Raw genomic sequence first — 16,509 nt, 5'->3', positions numbered from 1 at the left:
GCTCCACTGAACGCCCTGGGCTGCCGCCGCCCTGGCCTACCTCCGACTCGGCGACACGCTGTGCGTCTGGAAACTCGACCGCCTCGGCCGTTCCCTCAAAGACGTCCTCACCACCGCCGAAGACCTCCACGAAAGCGGTATCGGCCTGCGCACCCTGGCCGGCAGCTACCACCCCACCGGCGAAGGCAAAATCTTCTCTACCACGGCAGCCTTCTCCGAACTCGAACGCCACCGGCCTCCAGGCCGGGAGGAACGCGAGGTGTTTCACCCTTGACGAGACGACAAGTAGGAGCGTCACACGCAGGGAGGACATACGGGGTTGTCGCGATGCTGTCGCAGCCGAACGGGGCGACGGTAGAGGTGGCAAAAGCTCACCTCTACCGAGGAGGACATCATGAGACAGAACCCGAACCGGGGCCGCGTCTACCGCTGCTGCGCTTGTCGTGACAGCACCGGCCGACTACTCGGCCCCCGCTGCCCCAAGCTGTCCAATGCCCGGCACGGCGGCTGGGCGTTCGCCGTCGACCTGCCGAGCCTGAACAAGCGCAGCACCATGCGCCGTACCGGTTTCGCCACCAAGGCGGCAGCCTCGGCGGCCCGCGCCCATGTGCTCGAGTGCGAGCGCGCCGGCGTCAGCCTCGACGACAGCGAAACGGTGGCCAGCTACCTCACCTGCTGGCTTGAGGCCAAGTCACCGGCCCTCAAGACAAACACCGTGAACCGCTACACCGCCTACATCCACAACGACCTCATCCCCGCGCTCGGCGCCGTGCCCTTGGAACGGCTCACTCACGACCACGTCACCCAGTTCATCCAGCGTGAACTCGCCGCCGGCCGCGGCCCGGTCACCCTGCGCCGCTGCGTCACGACCCTGTCGAGCGCGCTCAACGACGCCCGCCGCAACCACCGGCTGCCCCACAACGCCGCCCGCTTCGCCACGATCCCCCGACCGCCGGAACCCGAGCTCACCTGCTGGAGCACCAGCCAGACAAGCGCGTTCCTGCGGCACTGCCACGCCGTTGAGGATCCCCTAGCGGACCTGTTCGAGTTGATGATCTGCACCGGGATGCGCAAAGGTGAGACTCTGGGTCTGCACTGGGCCGATGTGGACCTCAAGGCGCGGGCACTGTTCGTGCGCTGGACGTTGGTCAGCGTCGACAACAGCCGCAGCATGTTGAACGCGCCCAAGACCCACGGCAGCCGGGCCTGGGTCGCCCTGTCCGCCCGGGCCGTCGAGGCGTTGCAGCGGCAACGCCGCCGCCAATGCCGGCAACAGGTGACCGCCCGCCACCACGACAACCTCGACCTCGTGTTCGCCAGGCCCGATGGGCAACCCGTGCGGCCGCAGTACGTGCTCGACCACCTGCGCCGCCTCACCGCCGACGCCGGGCTTCCGGCAATTCGGGTGCACGACCTGCGACACATCGCCGCCACGATAATGATCAACCAAGGGGTGCCGATGGCCGTGGTGTCCAAGACGCTGCGCCACAGGAACGTGGCCACCACCGTCGACATCTACGGCCATCTCACCCGCGAGGCCGCCGCCGACGGCGTGAGCGCCACCTGCGCGGCCCTCGACGCAGCCGACGCCCGGGCCGCCTGAGCTCCGTTGCAAGATCCGTGCGTGGGTGCGACAGCAACGCGACAACACAGCCCTGAAACGACCACAGGGGATATGCCTCCGTCGGCATATCCCCTGGTCAGATGCGTCGGGACGGCCGGATTCGAACCGACGACCCCTTGTTACCATCCGTAATCAAATCGAGCTTGTCATTGATTGCCAGAAATGGGCGTTGAGCTGCACAGACACGATCAAACACTGGTCGCTTCTTGTCACTGATTGTCAACGGCGGACGGGGGTTTTCGGGGGGTAAACGGGGGAGGCCGGCAGACATGGCAGTGCTGGGTCCCACCGCGCCCCACTCCCCCGCCATCGGGGACGTGCCGTCACCAAAAAACAGCGTGCGCCTGCTCGTCGCGACTCGCCTACCCGGGCAAGGGGTTCGGTCGGTGGACCGCCACGGACCGATGCCCGACGTGGGATACGCCTTATCGGCACCATCGCGCTCAGCTGAAGATCAGCCCATCTTGACGGATCCCGAGTCAGGCCTTCGGGATTCGTCTTTGTGCACGAGCCCTCTCAGCCGGACGCGCCTCCACGACCCGAGGCGGTGCGCGCTCATGTCGATGAGAGTGCGTTCGATGCTGCCGGTGGCCTATCCTCCCGTGCGTGGATGAGCGCATGTGGCACCAGAGTTCCGACGTATCCCTTGTCATCCGTACCGATTTTGCCCATCCGCAGGAATGGACAGCGATTCAGGCGGCGATCGCTGAACCCCAGACAGAAGACGGGTTCACCGCTTTCGTTGCATTCGTAGATGATCGTGCCTTCGAGGGAATCACGCCGTCGCAGCTCCTGGAGGTGGTGCCCGCGGATTTCAATCATGCCGTTGCCTTCCTCGTCGACACGAAGGCGCTGACCCACCCTGATCGGCCGATCCTGGTAGTCAACCTCTACGACTACGTGGAAGATCTAGAAGACCAGGGCAAGGGGCCGCAGTACGGTGCCACGTTCCGAGTCCTGCCGTCCGAGATGTGGTCGGTTCAGAACAACCTCACGATTTCGAACATGGACTGGGAAGAGTTTGCCGATAATGCGAACGGCGAAGGAATCTTCCGCGGCTTCTAGTACACGCAACCTGATGCGAAGATCTGCCGCTGACAAGGCGCGGTGACCGCGGGCGTGGCTCCCCGGTCGACCGATGCGACTACGGGAGTCAGCGCTGGTGCCAACCAAGGCACCGGGCTGGCAGCTCACGATCGGTGGGCGGCCCGGTGCCAGCCCGATTGGGGAAAGCAGGTTGGGAGCAGCGGCTGTCGGCGCCGCCTGAAAACTGACCACGTGGTTCCGGGTGGGTTCCAGTACTTGTCGCAACACAGCTGATCATGTGAGGCGTGTTGATGGGACGACGAGGACGCAAACGCCGGTTCGAGGTCGAGACGGAGTACTGGCTCATAGTGGCCGGTCTGCTGTACATCGATGTCCCGTCGCCCGCCTCCGCCGTGCTGGACCAGTAGCTGGTCCCGTTGGCTGAGACGTCGATCCCACTCGCGATGCCGTGACCAGCGCATCCTCTGTGGCGACCTCTTCGGCACACCCGAAGGCATCGACCTTCGAAGTTTCAGGTCATCACCCCGGGATGCACGCTCGCTCATGCCGAGAACAGTGCACCTGATCATGGCGATGGGATGCTGCGGTCCACCGTGCGCCCGACCTTTTAATCCTGGCCTCAGGTTGATCGGGGACCATGAGCGGCAAAAGCATCGACTGGAAGGGGGCGGTCGGCGTGCGGATCATGATCGCGGATGATGACGCGGCCATCCGTGAGTCGCTGGAGCGGGTTCTCCAGGTCGAGGGTTACGACACCAGCACCGTCGCCAACGGTCTCGCCGTGCTCGACGGGGTCGGTGGGGCCGGCGGTGACACGCTGGATCTGCTGATCCTCGACGTGATGATGCCCCGCCTCGGCGGGTTGGAGACCTGCCGGCGGTTGCGGGCGGCGGGTCGGGATCTGCCGGTGCTGATGCTGACCGCTCGTGACCAGGTCTCGGACCGGGTCGCAGGGCTGGACGCGGGCGCCGACGACTACCTGCCCAAGCCGTTCGCCACCGAGGAGTTGCTCGCCCGGGTGCGGGCCTTGCTGCGCCGGCGCACGCCGGGCGACGGGGAGTCGAAGGTCCTGTCGTTCGCCGACGTCCGGCTCGATCCCGACAGGTTCGAGGCGTGGCGGGGCGGGCGGCCGCTGCGCCTGACCCGGACCGAGTTCTCCCTCCTGGAGGTCCTCGTGCGTAACGCGACCCGGGTGTTGACCCGCGACGCGCTGTTCGAGGCGATCTGGGGCTTCGACATGAGCGCCACCGCCAACAACCTCCAGGTGTATGTGAGCTACCTGCGCCGCAAGATGGAGGCCGAGGGTGAGCCGCGATTGATTTACACGCTGCGCGGCCTGGGATACACGTTGCGGGAGAGTCCTCTGTGAGCAGGCCCGCAGGCCGGGAACCGCGTCGGCTGACCCGATGGTGGCGCCGGAGGTCACTGCGGACCAGGGTGACGGTGATCGCGGCGACGGCGATCGCGGTCAGCGTGTTCATGGCCTTTCAGGTGGCCAGCGAGCTGCTGGACTGGGAGCTGCGGGACACCGCCGAGGATCAGCTGCGCGCCGACTCCCGCGTCCTGGCGACGGACGCGGAGCGCGCAGGTCTGGCGCAGGTCCAGCTACCGCCGTATCCCGGATCCGGTCGACTGGTGCGGGTCATCCTGCCCGACGGCTCGACCCGGACGCCGGCTGGCCAACCCGCGCTGCCCTCGGTCAGCGAGCACGCCGGGCGCGTGGCGCAGGGCGCGTCGGCCGACCTGATGGAGTCGAACGACATCGACGAGGACGGCTACCTCATCTACACGCTGCGGGCGGGCGACGGCGCGGTCCAGGTGGCCCGCGTCGCCAACGACAGCCCGATCAACCGGTTCGGGTTCGGCATGCTGCTGATCGGGCTGCTCTGCGTGGTCGGCGGCGCCCTTGTCGGGCGGACCGTGGCGCGGGCCGGCCTGGCACCGATCGACCGGCTGACCGCCGCCGCGGTACGCGTCGCGCACACCCAGGATCTCGACGCCGACATCCCGGATGAAGGCGGCGGGGAGATCCGGCGGCTGATCCAGTCGATCAACGACATGCTCGCCGCGCTCCGGGACTCCCGGCGGGCCCAGCGGCTGCTCGCCGAAGACGCCGCCCACGAGCTCAAGACCCCGCTCACCAGCCTGCGCCTCAACGTCGAACTGCTGATCCGGCTCGATCGGCGCGGCACCCTGGACAGCGCACTGCCGGCGGAGAGCCGGACCCGGCTGCTCAACGACCTCGGCGCCCAGGTAGCCGAGTTGAGCACCCTCGCCGCCGAACTGACCGACTTGGCGCGCGGTGACGTCACCGACGAGAGCACCGACCTGCTCGACCTCGCCGACGTGGTGGTGGCCGCCGCGACCCGGGTGCGTTCCCGCGTGCCCGACATCGAGGTCGCGCTCGACGTCACCTCCGTGTGGGTGAGCGGGCGTCCCGCTGCGCTCCAACGGGCGGTGCTCAACCTCATCGACAACGCCGGCAAGTGGTCCCCCGCGGACCAGCCGGTCCAGGTCCGGCTCCGTGCCGAGGGCGCGTCGGCGGTCCTCGAGGTCGACGACGCCGGGCCGGGCATCGACGCCGCCGACGTACCGCGGGTTTTCGATCGGTTCTACCGTGCCGACAGCGCCCGGGCGTTGCCAGGATCCGGTCTGGGGTTGTCGATCGTTCAGCGGGTCGTCGACGCCCACGGCGGCCGGGCCACCGTCGCCCGCTCCGCACGCGGTGGCGCGCTGCTTCGGGTTGACCTTCCGGCCGCGGCCCTGCCCGGTCGAATCACGCGGCCCACCGCCGGGTCATGAAAAAGATCCGGGACGGGCCTGAGGCTCCGTCCCGGATCTCGCCCGTGCCGCCGCGCTCACCGATGCAGCGCGGGCTCCTCGTCGTCGGCGAGCGGCTGTCGCCCGTCCGGCGGCTCCACCGGTCGGGACAGCCGGCTCGGCCACCACATCCGCCGGCCGATCAGCAGGGTGAGGGCGGGCACCAGGACCGATCGCACCAGCAGGGCGTCGAGCAGCACGCCGAAGGCGACCAGGAACCCGACCTCGATCAGCATCACCAGCGGAAGTGAGGCGAGGACAGCGAACGTGGCCGCCAGGACCAGGCCTGCCGAGGTGATGACGCCGCCGGTGGCGGAGAGGGCTTTGAGCATGCCGTCTCTGGTGCCGAGACGCACGGCCTCCTCCCGGGCACGGCTGGCCAGGAAGATGTTGTAGTCGACGCCGAGCGCCACCAGGAACAGGAATGCCAGCAGCGGCACCGAATAGTCGATGCCCTTGAACCCGAGGATCGTGTCGAAGACGAACACGCTGCCGCCGAAGGCTGCGGCGAATGAGACGACCACGGTGGCCATCAGGACCAACGGGGCCACGACCGCGCGCAGCAGCAGCCCGAGCACGATCAGGACGACGGCGAGCACCAGCGGGATCACCAGCTTCTCGTCGCGGCTGGTGGTCACCTCGGTGTCGAGGTTCTCCGCGCTCGGCCCGCCGACGATCGCCTCCGCCCCGCTCACCGCGTGCACGGCGGTGCGCACCCGCTTGATCGTGTCGTACTCTGCGACGGTGTCTGGCGCGTCCGTCGGGAACACGGAGATGTCGGCCCAGCCACCCTTGGTCTGACCCGGGATGGCGGTGGCCACACCTCGGGTGCCCTTGGCGATGTCGAGCACCCGCTCCTGGTACGCCGGCCGCGTGAAGATCGTCATCGGCTGGCCGCCGAGCTCCGGGAAGTGCTGGCGGAGAACGGTGAAGCCGGTGACCGACTCCGGCGCGGACAGGAACTGGTCCTGCTCCCGCAGGGCGCCGGTATTGCCCGCCAGCCCGAGGGCGAGCACGCCGAGGACTCCGAGCGAGCCGAGCGTCGCCACCCAGCGGCGGCGGCTGATGGCGGTGCCAAGCCGTCCCCACAGCCCCGGCTTCTGCTCCACGGTCGTGCTGAACCGCGGGATGGCCGGCCAGAAGATCCGCCTGCCGAGCACCACGAGCACCGCCGGGAACAGCGTCAGCATGGCCACCAGCGCGCACAGAATGCCGGCCGCACCGATCGGGCCCAACCCGCTGGTGCTGTTCAGGTCCGCGACGAGCAGGCAGAGCAGGCCGGCGACCACGGTGGCCGCAGACGCGGCGATCGCCGGCGCCGCGCCGCGCAACGCGTGGACCATCGCAACCCGGATATTCTCGTGGTGGTGCAGTGCCTCCCGGTATCGAGCGATGAGCAACAGCGCGTAGTCCGTGCCGACGCCGAATACCAGGATCGTTAGCAGCGCCGAGTTCTGGTCGTTGACCACGATCCCGAAGCCTTTGACGAGCAGGTAGACGGTGGCCATCGCGGTCAGTGCGGCCGCGCTTACGACCACCAGCGGGATGAACCACAACACCGGGCTGCGGTAGGTGAGGATGAGTAGGAGCGTTACGACGACGACGGTGGTGAGGAAGACTTGCAGGTCGATGCCGTCGAAGACGGCGTCCATGTCGCCGTCGACCGCGGCCGGGCCGGTCACGTCGAGTTCCAGGCCGGCGGGGCGGTCCTTCACGGCGTCACGCAACGGCCCGACGATGGCCTCCGGTGCGCCGTAGGTCGTGCTCACGTCGAGGGTGAACATCATCGCCTTGCCGTTGGTGGAGAGTCTTGTCGGTGGGCCCTCGTCGTCCTCGCCGGCCGGGGCCGCCACCTTCGGCGGGTACCGCTTGGCAAGGGTGTTGTAGTGGCGCTCGGCCGTCGCGCGGTCGGCGTCGGTCATGCCGCCGGCGCGGTGGTACACGAACACGAACGTGTTGCCCTCACCGCCGGGGAGACTGTCCTCCAGCACCGCCACCTTGGTCGACTCGGCACCGGCCGGCAGGGTGTCCACAGCTCTGTCGGTAGTGACCGAGCTCAGCTTTCCGCTCAACGGCACCATCACCGCCGCCAGCGCCACCCATAGGCCAATCACCAACCACGGCACCCACCGGCCTGCCAACCGACCGGCCGGCGCTTCCCCGGACGGCGCTGCGTTGACTGCCATCACTAGCCTCCTACAGACGGGTCACATCGCTTATCTGATGCCGACTTCATACCGAGCGAATCTGAGACGACTGTTAAAACAGCGCTCAGGCCGGTTGGCCGAACCAGGTGCCCAGCGCACGCACCACCGTGGTGGCGTCGAGGTCCTGCCCGGTAGGCAAGGCCCAGGCAACACAGCCGTCGGGCCCGGATGAGCAACGCGTCGACGTCCACCGGGTCCGTGCGGGCAGCGAGGTGTTGACCCGTCCGGTCCACGCGGCCGCGGCGGCGTCGATCCAACTGGGAGCAGATTGGGTGCAGGTTGGCGAAGTGGTCAGCGGCAGCGAAGGTGTCAGCGTTGGCAGTTGTCGCTGTTGAGCCGGTGATGTGTTCATCTGTTGAGGAGAGCGCGCCGACCAAGAAGTTGTTTACTCTGCTCGTGTGAGCTACGACCTGTACTTCTGGCGGTCCGGGGCGGCTGAGGACCCTCGCCGGCTGGCAGATCGGCTCGCGGATGAGAAGGCCGATGGTCTGGTGCCGGATGAGCGCGTTCTAGCTTTTCGCGCTGAGCTGTTACGCCGGTGGCCGGACCTCGACGACATGATTGCGCCGTGGCACCACGACTTAGGTTGGCGGCAGCCATGGGGCGAGGGCGGACTCGTCGATCGATTCGTCGCTCTGGCCCTGCCCTACGGCTGGGAAGCCATGAGTGCACTCCCTGTTCTGGCCGGCTCGTACGGCCTCGATCTGTACGATCCGCAATCGGAGCAGTTGGTGCCGCCCGCCTCGCTGCCGCAGGACAGGGCGGTCCGCGACGACGTGGCGCGGGTCGAGGGATGGGTGACCGAGGATCATGTCGTGCGGTTGTTTCGGCAGATCAGCGCCTACGTTGGCTACGCGTACGACGATCTGGACGAGGCGGCATTGGTCGGCGCGCTGGATGACACCAGCGACGAGGTAGTCGACGGCTGGTTCGAGTATCCGCTGGCAGGCACGCCTACGCTGGTAGTCCGGCTGGCGCTGTCACCGGGTAGCGCAGTGGTCAATGTCCGCGTGGAGGGCACCATGGATCTGGTGTTGGCTACGCGGATCGAGACGGCGCTGGACCTGCTGTAGCGACTCCCGGAAAACAAGAAGCTGTGCGGGTCCGGTCTGCCGCGATGCATCTGTGTGGCGGGTTTCGTTGAGGTTGGAACCGATGCCGACGCTGTTGATTCGGACGGCACGTGATGGATGATCGGTCAGCGCGTCCGCGCGAGCCAACTGTCAGCGAGATCCGAAGTGGCCAGCTCCTGCTGTTTCCATGTCAGTTACCAGCGCTTGCTTCATGTCGGAGGGCCGATGGGGGACGATGTGGCGCGGCGGTAGCGCGGTGCCGGGCGCGTACCAGGTGGTGCAGCACCATCAGGGGAGCCACGCCCGCCGGGTACCAGGCCAGGTCGACGGGGTCGAATTGCACGCCCAGCGCCAGCCTCGCGGCCAGGCTCCGCGACGACAGTTCAGCTGGCAACCCGGTCAGCTGTGCGAGTTCCACAACCCAGCAGAAGACCGTGGCAACGGTCCCGGCGGGCGCCGGTGCCATCCGTGGCCACATGAACAGCACCGCGGCCCAGACCATCGATGCGTACAGAGCGGTGCCGGAGTACTGACGCAGCGCCCCGTCGTCGAAGGCGCGAATGAGCAGTGCGATGCCCAGGAACAGTAGCGCGGCCAGGGCCATGAGCCGACGCACCGTACGGGTCGTGATCGACATTCTCGCTACGGTAGCCACCGCGCGGCCCTTGATCCCTCGGGGCTACGCCACCTGAGTCTATCTGACGTTGAGCCGGCACGACGGTCTGCCCTACATGGATGTCCGGGCGCACACTCCCGCCGCGCCGAACCAGTAGCTGGTCCCGTCGCCTGAAACGCCAGTCCCAGTAGCGGCGCGCGACCAGCGCATCCTCTGTGATGACCTCTTCGGCGATCCGAAGGCGTCGGCGCCCTGCGAAGGCGGTAGGGCGGCGTCCGCACATGCCGATGTGAGTGCGTTAGGTGATACCGCACGCTGCGACGAGCGGGCGTCAGCCGTTGCCGTGCTGCCGTTCCTGCTCCGCCAGAGCAGCCGCTGCCCTGTCCAGGTCGTGGTGAGGAAACACAGGGATGCCCCGGCGGCGCAACGCCTCGGCCGCGACGCCACGCCCAGCGACGGTGACGCCGGTGAAGGTTCCGTCGTGAACGTAGGTGCTACCGCAGGTAGGGCTGCCCTCGACCAGGATGGCGAGCCCGACGCCGGCCTGCAGTGCCTTGTCGACCGCCCGCTGCGCCGCCGCCTGGAACAGTTCGGTGACGTCACGGCCCGATGCTTCGTGTACTTGGGCGTGGCCGTCGAGGACGTCGGCCGCGCTGCCGCCGACGATCTCGGCTGGTGGGCGCGGCACCGGGAATCCGACGGCCAGTTCTGGACACAGCGACACGAGGCGCCCTTCAGAAGCCCAGCGCTGCCAGATCGGAGAGGCGACCGGCACGCCGGTCTCGTTGAACCGGATCGGTGCGCCGCCCAGGCAGCCGCTGACCAGGATTTTCAGCATGGCATCACCTGGGGCAGCAGCGCCGTCAGCGTCGCCGCGGTGTAGGTTGCCGTGACCCCCGGCGGCAGGCCGTCTCCAGTACGGTCGAGGAATGCCGTGTCGATACCCAGAGCGGCGGCTCCGGCGACATCGGACGATGCGGAGTTACCGATGTGGATCACGTCGCCGGGGCCCAGGCCGAGGCGGGCCAGCGCGAGCTGGAACGGTTCGGGGCGGGGCTTGTATGCGCGGGCTTCTTCGCTGGTCACCGTTGCGGCGACGGCGATGCCGTGCCACCGCAGCACCGCCGTCAGGTCGTCCTGGTCGACGTCGGAGACCAGGCACACCGGCACCTTCACAGCATCGAGGAACGGCCGGCTGTCGTCGTACAGCGGTGGATGACGCCAGGAGTGCAGCTGCTTGCGGCAGATCGGCTCAAGCTCCACGGATGCCCCGAAGTTCGCCACAGCCTCGGTGAGGCTGTCGAGCGTCAGGTCTGCGAGCGTACGAAAACCGGCCCCGTACGCCATTTCGGCGCTGGCCTCCAGCCGTCGGGACCACTCTGCCGCGATAGCAGACGGATCGACTGCGATCAAATCTGCTACCTGCACGCAGACATCATTGACCGCGCTCTCATCATCGTGTACGAGCGTGCCGCACAGGTCCAGCAAGATCGCCTGATACACGGTGAGACGCTACCCGACTGGATCTGACCCCGGTCGGTCGCCAGGCGCCTCTCGTATCGAAGCCGCCATCACAGACCGGCACAGCCGGCACCTTCATGCGTACGCTCTTCTGCCGCCGACCGCGCGGTTGTGTCGATGAGTGAGCGGAGTTCGAATTCCTCCTGGCGGCCGTCGTAGTTGGGGCACCGCAACCAGTTGACTGGTGCGGTCCGCCCGCGATTGGGTGGCGCCGTGAGCAAACTGTGGACCGCCCCCGAGGACGACCCCAGGACCTTCGGTCAGCCCGTCGGCGAAAAGGCCACCTACCGGGAGTACCTCGGCAACTACCGTCTGACCATAGAGATGAAGTGCGACGGACTGGACGCCGAGCAGCTCGGCCGACGCTCGGTACCGCCCAGCACCCTGAGCCTGCTCGGCCTGGTCCGCCATTTAACTCAGATGGAGAACCACTGGTTCCAGCGTGTGCTGCAAGGGCGGACCGACGCACCGCGCCTTTACAAGCACGAGGACGACCCGGATTGGGACTTCGGGAGCGCGGTCCCCGACCCAGCGGTGGTGAAGGACGCCTTCGCAACCTGGAAGGCCGAGATCGCCAAGACCGACGAATGGCTCGACGCCCTCGAGGAGGCCGACCTGGGCCGCGAGGTGCCGGCCGACGGTGGCAGCCACGCCACGCGCGACGTGCTTGTCCACGTGATCGAGGAGTATGCGCGGCACGCCGGCCACGCCGACCTCCTGCGCGAGTGCATCGACGGGCGAACCGGCCTGTGACCCACCGGGCGGGGGGTCAGCATAGGGACCGCCGCCAGCGCGGTAGCTATGCCCCATGACCTCGATCTTCTCGGGCCGAGAGCCCTCGCGACCATCCGGATCTGCCGCTTGTCGCGCGCTTCCAACTATTACGACAGCCGGGTGAAGCGAGTGCCAGTCCTGCCGACCTGTTCATGCTTGGTCAGGTCCAGGCGTGGTCGAGGGCCAGTGCGAGCCGTCTGGCCCACTGCTCGGCGGTGCCTGTGATTCCGGAGTACTCGTCGGTGAAGTTGGACCAGTCGACATCCCAGGACAGTGCGGTCTCGGCCCTGAAAGTATCGGCTTCAGCGCCGAGTTCCGGTCGCATGAGCTGGCGGACGAGGGATTGGTCAACGGCGGTGTGTTCCGCGAGCAGGACCGCGTCGTAGAGGTCCTTGCCTTGCGGGTACCGGTCGGTGGCCAGCCACAGCAGCTTCCACGCCAGCGCCAGCGGGGCAGGCGCGGCCAGTAACGGCTTGTCGACGTCCGGCAGGATCAGCACCTCTGGTGGAAGAGGAAGTCGTTCGCCGAAGACGACGTCGATCTGGACGTGGCCGCCCGGTGCCTCCCGCGCACCGTCGGGCCGGCGGGTAGGGGCTGGTAGGTCGGCGGGTAGCCCGCCCGGGATTCGGCCGGCGCGGACCTCATTCTGTTCTCGCGCGCCCGTGCCCAACCGCTCGCGCTCGGTGTGGGCGAGTCCAGCCAGCCGTGGTCGTGGTCGAGATTGCTGTCGAGGACGACGTACTCCTGCTCCACGGTTGTGGGCTCGTGGCCCGCGGCGCGGAGGGTCTCGACGAGCTCGTCAAGCCGCTGCCTGGCCGTGCCGAGCCCGACACCGTGACAGCGCTGGTTGACGAACCGCTCCTGCGCACCGTCAGCAAACTCCCGGCGGGCGTTGCGGGACAGCCGCGCCCCGTGCGGCGCGACCAAATCGGTGAGAGCCACCAGATCCGCCACCGCCGTGCTGGGTAGCAGCAGTTTGATGTGATGCTCGAAGTACCGGCCGCCCGGCTCGGCCGCTGCCTGCTCGTCCGACTGCGGTACGCCGGTACACCAGGGCGCCGCCTCGATCTTTGCACGGTACGGGTGTATCCCCGCCTCGGCCCAGTCCGCGTCGCCAATGCCGCACCGCGTCCTGCTGCTCGGTCAGCGTGCCTCGCCCGCTCAGGGTCAGCATCGGTTGAGAGACGTACGCGCCACGGTCGAGCACAATATGGACGAACTTCACGCCATGGTCGTTGGCGAACGCGCGCAGCTTCTCGGCCTGAGAAGCGTGAGCCGTAATGTGGATCTCGAAGTCCCCCGACATCTCAAGCATCGGCGGAGTTTATGGCACGGCCCTCAGGCCGGAGAACCCGATTACCCGATGCGGCAGGGCAAAGCCTTCCCGGAGCGTGTTCAGGCGTCACCACCGACCCTGCCCGGGTGGACATCGCGGACCGGTTCGCCGCCCCGTCACCGTCTGTGAGACCTGAGGACTGCGAGACCTACCCGCCGCCAGCCGAGCAGACGGCAGCGCTTGCGGAGGAAATGACGCGCGGGGCATGGCGTCAGGGCAGCCGGCCCGGCAGCGGTCCTGAGTGAATAGGTGCCAGGGACGCGTGCAGTCATCGCGCCGGGGATCAGACACCCCGCATGCCTCCGCTAAGCTAAGCCGAGCAGACCATCGACTTGACTCTTGGTAAGCAGGCTGCCGACGGCCCTCGATGTTAAGCAGAACCTGACAGCTCGTACGGCCGCCAGACGGTCGGGCGGGGGTCGCCCACTTTGCGGAACGAGACGCATTGTTTTCGACTCCGGCGAGTCCGACTCTCGTGACTATCTGGCGGGGCACCTGATCCCGGCGCCTGTCAATGCCGGCTGAACTATTCAGGCGGAGCCGACAGCGCCGCTGCCGGCTATCGGTCGGCACCGCAGGCGGCGGGTGCGGCAGAGTTACCTTGAGTTCTGTGTCGACCTTCCGGAAGGCCTCGCGCAGGTATGCACTCGCGATTGCAGCTCTCCTGGTGGCGAGCGGAACTGGCACGGCCGCATGGCGGATGGCCGCGAACGAGTCTGTTCCCACACCACGGATCCAGCATCCCGGGACAATCGCCATCGCCGCGGTGACGGCCAACGCACAAGAGCCGATCTCCGTCCACGTCGAGTTTGACGGGTCGGTCGGTGTACGGCACACGAGGATGACGATCGTGATAGACCAGGAGCGAGATCCGCACGCGGAGTCCACCGCTCCTTCACGCCTACTCGTCTTTCTGTGCGGAAGCATCGCGGAGGCCGTTGACCTTCAGGACAAGAACGGCCGGAAGGTGCTGTGGCAACGGACGCTGCTTGACGGCATCTACGCCAGCATCCTGGGGAGCCTCTCGGAATGCGTCTACAGCCCCGTGTTCCTCGACGGAGCCGCGCCCTTCCGACAGGAGATCCTGACCGGCGAAACAGCGGCGCACACCAGCAACACCGCTGCCTCGAAAGTAATCTACGCGCTGCCCGCAGTCGTCCCCTGGCCCCGCGTCTTCTCCGTGAATGGCCTCCAACTGTCGCAGTTACCCAAAGGCTCCGAGGGCGAGGTCCAGTTGGTCAACCCGCCATCGGACCTGCTGCCAACCTTCGCCAGCCCGGAACTACCCGACTCCGGTGTCCTTCGGTGGGGTGCCGCGCTTGACTCCTTCGCCGACGCGCGCAACGCGTACCGGCTCAGTGGTGACCTTGTCGACCGGCATGCAGCGGCCCAGCGGGACTTGTTCCTAGCCGGTGCCCTCGCCGGAATCGCCGGTGGTGCTCTCGTATGGTGTCTCGAACTGACACTCGGCGCGCTGTCGCGCCCTATGTCCGACGCCCGGGGCGCTGGCGTCAGCCCGCAGGCAGGGCGATCAGTCCGTCAGCGCTGGCGGGCATCGAGTTCCACGCTAACCGCCGGCCCAATGCCTTGGAAGAAGCGAGGCGCTGACGCATCCCGTGCTCGCGCCAGACGGGGCCGCTGACGTCCGTGGATAAGTTGCAGCCGCACAGGCGCCCCGTCAATCATTGTCTTGGCGCCTTCAGGGCTCGGGCGATCAGCTCATAGCCGTCCCGCCTGCCGCCACTACACCTCGCCCCACGTCGGCACACCGCTCAGACCGGGTACTGCTCCGGGCCATGCCACCTCGGCAGCCTGGGACGATCGGCTTCAGACAGGCGGCCGAGGCATCTCCCAGACTCGCTCGAACTCCCCGGCCACCTGCGGCCACACCAGCGCAAGACCGTCCGCTACCGAACGGATCTCTGCGGCCTGCGGGCCGCAGATGACGAACTCGTGCGGGATCAGTCGGCCCGACTGGTCCTTACGGCCCAGCGGATCCCGGATGCGTAACGCCACCCTGTCCCCGACAGGGTGGCAGATCTCCGGCGCGTCGCCGGCACCCGCGAAAGCGCCTTCGTACTCCGGAAGAGGGTCCGGGAACCCGCCGGTGAGCAGGAAACGGAAGCCCCACGCTCGGCCGCGAGTGGCCCAGATGAGGCTCATCGCACGCTCCGGAGCAGGATCTGGTTCTCCTCTCCCTTCTCCAGGTCTATGCGGAAGCCGGTCAGTGTGGCCGAGAGAAACTCTTTCTTGGACAGCGCCTCGGCATTGACCGCCCGGAGCTTGTCCCCGGCCAGTTTCGCCGCGTTGCTGATGAGGTCCGGACCGACGAGATTCATCAGCAGACCCAGCGGGCCGGGCAGTTTGGTCTTGGCCAGCAGCGCGAGTGCCAGATCGTCGGCACGACCGAGCAGGCCCTCGAACAAGCGTGTTGGGAGCTGTGTCAACTCGTGCCACCGGTGATGACGCTCGAACGGCAGGACGGCGGCCAGCGGCAGGACCAGATCCAACCCGACGCGCTCGGCAACCGAGATCCTGCCTGGCTCGAACTTCGCCGACGAGAGCAGCACGAAGTCCTCGCCCACCGACAGCGCCTCGCGGCCCTCCACCAACCCGGCGATCGCCTCGCGCAACTGCTCGAGGTCCTCGCATGCCTTGGCGACGAGCAGATCACGGAACCTGTACACGTCCATGTCCGGCAAGAGGTCCGCCTTCGACAGCGCCATCACCCAAATCCGAGGGAACTGGGCGAGCGGCTTGCCGTCCTCCAGCAACTCGTCCCGTAGCGACAACACGCCGTTACGAAGATTGCCAAACAGAGACTTGAGGTACCGATCCTCCTCGCCCGCGTTGTCGAGCAGCCGCTGGCCGTCCACCAGCAGCAGGGCGACATCCGAGCTCAGCAAGGACCGGAAGGTGTCGGCGCGACGCTGGGCCTCCTCCGGGCTCTGCACGGACTGCTCGAACCACTCCCCCGGATAGTCGTGCCAGACCACCCGCAGCACGTCGAACGGCCGGGACTTCGCCGCCGCGGGATCTGACCCGTCCTTCATCTGCACCTTGAAGGCGTACGACGTGGCTGCAAAGCGTGTGGTGAGCGGCAGCGTTCCCTCGTCCTTCATGCCGAGGTAGTTCTTGTGCAGCCGGTTACCTTGGCCGATGTCTTCCGCCAGGACGTGGAAGAGGCTCCTCTTCAGATACTTCGGCTCCTGCGTGCCACCGTAGAACGACGAGAGCAGAACGGTCTTTCCGCTACCACTCTCCCCAAACACCGCAATGTGCTGCTCGAACGCCCTCGGCTGCATGCAAGGACCTTACGCGAACCGGCGATCATCGTGGTGCACCGACCAAGGGGCCGGCGCATGGGTCTGCTGCACCGATAGGTGACATCTGAGTTGGCTTGCCCTGGTGGCGGGCTGGAAGGATGTTGCTGTGCCCAAGCCCTACCCCCGTGAGTTCCGCGATGACGTTGTGCGGGTGGCCCGTGATCG

16 protein-coding genes are annotated in these 16,509 nt (G+C 67.4%); 8 read left to right on the top strand and 8 right to left on the bottom strand.

Going from position 1 to position 16,509, the window contains the following annotated elements; translation table 11 throughout:
- Positions 1-31: 31 nt before the first annotated feature.
- The 5 genes from FHG89_RS17015 to FHG89_RS16995 all read left to right on the top strand — a co-directional run bounded on the left by FHG89_RS17015 (position 32) and on the right by FHG89_RS16995 (position 5,473).
- Positions 32-274, top strand: a complete 243-nt coding sequence (locus FHG89_RS17015) for a recombinase family protein (RefSeq protein ID WP_139585383.1) — start codon at positions 32-34, stop codon at positions 272-274.
- 120 nt (positions 275-394) lie between these two features.
- A complete protein-coding gene (locus tag FHG89_RS17010) occupies positions 395-1,603 on the top strand; it encodes a tyrosine-type recombinase/integrase (RefSeq protein WP_139585367.1) in 1,209 nt (402 codons plus the stop codon).
- A 627-nt stretch (positions 1,604-2,230) separates the two neighbouring features.
- Positions 2,231-2,689, top strand: coding sequence for a DUF6924 domain-containing protein (locus FHG89_RS17005; protein WP_139585366.1), 459 nt, complete (start codon positions 2,231-2,233; stop codon positions 2,687-2,689).
- 619 nt (positions 2,690-3,308) lie between these two features.
- Positions 3,309-4,040 carry a response regulator transcription factor gene (locus tag FHG89_RS17000; RefSeq protein WP_208761001.1) on the top strand — a complete coding sequence of 244 codons (732 nt, stop codon included), beginning with the start codon at positions 3,309-3,311 and terminating at the stop codon, positions 4,038-4,040.
- The gene (locus tag FHG89_RS16995) at positions 4,037-5,473 is read left to right on the top strand and encodes a HAMP domain-containing sensor histidine kinase (protein WP_139585365.1); all 1,437 of its coding nucleotides are present in this window, start codon (positions 4,037-4,039) and stop codon (positions 5,471-5,473) included. The genes FHG89_RS17000 and FHG89_RS16995 overlap by 4 nt, the downstream gene beginning before the upstream one ends.
- Positions 5,474-5,529: 56 nt before the next feature.
- Here FHG89_RS16995 and FHG89_RS16990 read toward each other — a convergent pair whose 3' ends face one another.
- The gene (locus FHG89_RS16990) at positions 5,530-7,677 is read right to left on the bottom strand and encodes an MMPL family transporter (protein ID WP_139585364.1); all 2,148 of its coding nucleotides are present in this window, start codon (positions 7,675-7,677) and stop codon (positions 5,530-5,532) included.
- 419 nt (positions 7,678-8,096) lie between these two features.
- On the opposite strand from FHG89_RS16990, the gene FHG89_RS16985 reads away from it, so the two are divergent.
- Positions 8,097-8,771 (top strand): hypothetical protein, encoded by a 675-nt coding sequence (locus FHG89_RS16985; RefSeq protein WP_139585363.1) that lies wholly within the window; start codon positions 8,097-8,099, stop codon positions 8,769-8,771.
- A 190-nt stretch (positions 8,772-8,961) separates the two neighbouring features.
- On the opposite strand, the gene FHG89_RS16980 is transcribed toward FHG89_RS16985, so the two are convergent.
- From FHG89_RS16980 to FHG89_RS16970, 3 genes are all read right to left on the bottom strand, one after another.
- A complete protein-coding gene (locus tag FHG89_RS16980) occupies positions 8,962-9,408 on the bottom strand; it encodes a ribosomal maturation YjgA family protein (RefSeq protein WP_139585362.1) in 447 nt (148 codons plus the stop codon).
- Between the two features lie 310 nt (positions 9,409-9,718).
- Entirely contained in the window at positions 9,719-10,225 is a 507-nt protein-coding gene (locus FHG89_RS16975; RefSeq protein ID WP_139585361.1) for a 2-thiouracil desulfurase family protein, read from the bottom strand.
- Positions 10,219-10,890, bottom strand: coding sequence for an HAD family hydrolase (locus FHG89_RS16970; RefSeq protein ID WP_139585360.1), 672 nt, complete (start codon positions 10,888-10,890; stop codon positions 10,219-10,221). Before FHG89_RS16970 ends, FHG89_RS16975 begins: the two co-directional genes overlap by 7 nt.
- Positions 10,891-11,121: 231 nt before the next feature.
- Here FHG89_RS16970 and FHG89_RS16965 point away from each other — a divergent pair, with 231 nt between their 5' ends.
- On the top strand, positions 11,122-11,661 hold the full coding sequence (locus FHG89_RS16965; RefSeq protein WP_244295551.1) for a DinB family protein: 540 nt from the start codon (positions 11,122-11,124) through the stop codon (positions 11,659-11,661).
- A 181-nt stretch (positions 11,662-11,842) separates the two neighbouring features.
- Here FHG89_RS16965 and FHG89_RS33820 read toward each other — a convergent pair whose 3' ends face one another.
- Positions 11,843-12,223 carry a nucleotidyl transferase AbiEii/AbiGii toxin family protein gene (locus FHG89_RS33820; RefSeq protein WP_244295553.1) on the bottom strand — a complete coding sequence of 127 codons (381 nt, stop codon included), beginning with the start codon at positions 12,221-12,223 and terminating at the stop codon, positions 11,843-11,845.
- Complete coding sequence (locus FHG89_RS34535; RefSeq protein ID WP_244295558.1) at positions 12,175-12,636, bottom strand: hypothetical protein; 462 nt, start codon at positions 12,634-12,636, stop codon at positions 12,175-12,177. Before FHG89_RS34535 ends, FHG89_RS33820 begins: the two co-directional genes overlap by 49 nt.
- Before the next feature lie 992 nt (positions 12,637-13,628).
- Here FHG89_RS34535 and FHG89_RS16950 point away from each other — a divergent pair.
- Positions 13,629-14,660, top strand: a complete 1,032-nt coding sequence (locus FHG89_RS16950) for a hypothetical protein (RefSeq protein ID WP_139585359.1) — start codon at positions 13,629-13,631, stop codon at positions 14,658-14,660.
- A gap of 185 nt (positions 14,661-14,845) precedes the next feature.
- On the opposite strand, the gene FHG89_RS16945 is transcribed toward FHG89_RS16950, so the two are convergent.
- Positions 14,846-15,181, bottom strand: a complete 336-nt coding sequence (locus FHG89_RS16945) for a hypothetical protein (protein ID WP_139585358.1) — start codon at positions 15,179-15,181, stop codon at positions 14,846-14,848.
- On the bottom strand, positions 15,178-16,323 hold the full coding sequence (locus FHG89_RS16940; RefSeq protein ID WP_139585357.1) for a TRAFAC clade GTPase domain-containing protein: 1,146 nt from the start codon (positions 16,321-16,323) through the stop codon (positions 15,178-15,180). The genes FHG89_RS16945 and FHG89_RS16940 overlap by 4 nt, the downstream gene beginning before the upstream one ends.
- Between the last annotated feature and the right edge of the window lie 186 nt (positions 16,324-16,509).

The sequence above is a fragment of the Micromonospora orduensis genome (assembly GCF_006228125.1).
Taxonomy (GTDB): domain Bacteria; phylum Actinomycetota; class Actinomycetes; order Mycobacteriales; family Micromonosporaceae; genus Micromonospora; species Micromonospora orduensis.
Note: the sequence above shows the minus strand (reverse complement) of the source record. Positions and strands in the feature narration are given on the sequence as shown.